The organism is Actinomadura sp. 7K534, from assembly GCF_004348575.1.
Taxonomy (GTDB): domain Bacteria; phylum Actinomycetota; class Actinomycetes; order Streptosporangiales; family Streptosporangiaceae; genus Spirillospora; species Spirillospora livida.
The window spans coordinates 1-1,489 of the sequence record NZ_SMKB01000478.1 but is presented as its reverse complement, the minus strand read 5'-3'; the positions used below and the strand labels follow the sequence as shown (position 1 = coordinate 1,489).

Annotated in this window: 2 protein-coding genes and 1 pseudogene; 1 reads left to right on the top strand and 2 read right to left on the bottom strand. The window is 71.8% G+C overall.

What is annotated here, in order from left to right:
* A partial coding sequence (locus E1266_RS38620) for a hypothetical protein (protein WP_207946162.1) occupies positions 1-311 on the top strand: 311 nt, incomplete at its 5' end.
* On the opposite strand, the gene E1266_RS37245 is transcribed toward E1266_RS38620, so the two are convergent.
* Positions 308-1,135 (bottom strand): transporter substrate-binding domain-containing protein, encoded by an 828-nt coding sequence (locus tag E1266_RS37245; protein WP_243719380.1) that lies wholly within the window; start codon positions 1,133-1,135, stop codon positions 308-310. The genes E1266_RS38620 and E1266_RS37245 overlap by 4 nt on opposite strands.
* A 60-nt stretch (positions 1,136-1,195) precedes the next feature.
* Positions 1,196-1,489: pseudogene (locus E1266_RS38615) on the bottom strand (transcriptional regulator); the annotation flags it as partial.

Genomic DNA, 1,489 nt, shown 5'->3' with positions numbered 1-1,489 from the left:
CCCCCACGCCCGAGAGCACGCCCTCCCGAACCCCGGAGTCGTCGGCCGAGCCCCGCCTGTACGAGGCGCTGCTCCGGCTCCGCTTCGCCGTGGACGAGGGCGTCGAGGAGGGCGACGTCCGGGACGACGTGGGCCTCGACCTCAACAACGTGATCGAGAACATCCTGGACCGCCCCCGGGAGGCGCTCGAAGGCGGCCACTCGGACGTCGCCTACCTGCACCACAAGATCGCCGCACGCGCGCGGGAAGGCGCGATCGACGGCGAGCGCGCCGACGAACTGCACCACATCCTGGAGCGCGCGACCGGCTAGTCGCAGCCCTCGAACTGGGGGATCTCGATGATGGACAGGTCCAGGCCGGGGGTGCCGCCGAACCACTTGGTCACCAGCTTCACGGCCGTGCCGTCCTGGTACATCTGCGTGATGGCCCGGTTCAGCGCCTCGCACCCGCCGGGGTCGTTCCGGCGCAGCCCGATCCCGGTGTTCTGCTCGCCGATCCGGGCGTTGACCAGCCGGAACCCGCCGCCCTCCCGCCGGATGAGGCCCGCCAGGATCACGTCGTTCGTGGTGATCGCGTCGATCTCGTCCGCCTTGATCTTCGTCATGCACTCGTCGTAGTCCCGGGCGGGGACGAGATCGGCGGTCATCCCGTGGATCGCCAGCAGCCGCGCCGCGGTGTTCGCGCCCTCCACGGAGCAGAACCGGCGCCCCTTCAGGTCGCGGACCTCGTCGACGCCGCGCGCGTCCGACGGCACGAGAACGTCCTGGTAGGACACGTAGTAGGGCCCGGCGAACGCGATCTCCGTCTTGCGCTCCGGCGTGACCGACAGCGTCGCGAGCACCATGTCGGCACGGCCGGAGGTCAGCAGCGGGATCCGGTCGGCCGCCAGCGCCTGGACGAACGCGACCTTCTTGCCGAGCCGGTCCGCCACGTAGCGCGCGACGTCGACGTCGAAGCCCTCGAACCGCCCGTCCTTGAGCCGCTGCCCGAGCCCCGGCAGGTCCGGCCGGACACCGACCACCAGCGTCGACTTGTCCAGCAGCGATTCCTGCCCGCGCTCCCCGCAGGCCCCCGCGAGCCCCGCCGCGAGAACGACCGCGGCCAGTGCCCGTGCCACCCCACCCAACCTCGTCACGGCGTAACAGTAATTCGCCGGACTTATGGAGGTAAGTACCTATTGCGGAGCGGCCGCCCCTCACTCCTCGCGGGGCCCGAACTCGACGCAGCAGTAACCGGAGTGCGGGGCGAGCCTCGCCTCGATGGAGGACGCGCCGAGGCCGTCCACCACACCGGACAGGAAGGCGTGGTTGACCCCGCACACGAGGTCGGGGTCGTCCTGGGCCATGGGGTGGAACGGGCAGTTGCGCAGCCGCAGGCGCGTGGGCTCCTCCCGGTCGGGCTCGAAGCCGTGGCGGTCCAGGACCTCCGCCGCGCGGGTGAGCGCGCGTTCGGTGCCGAGCCGCCCGCCCCGGACGGGACGGCTCTCCGC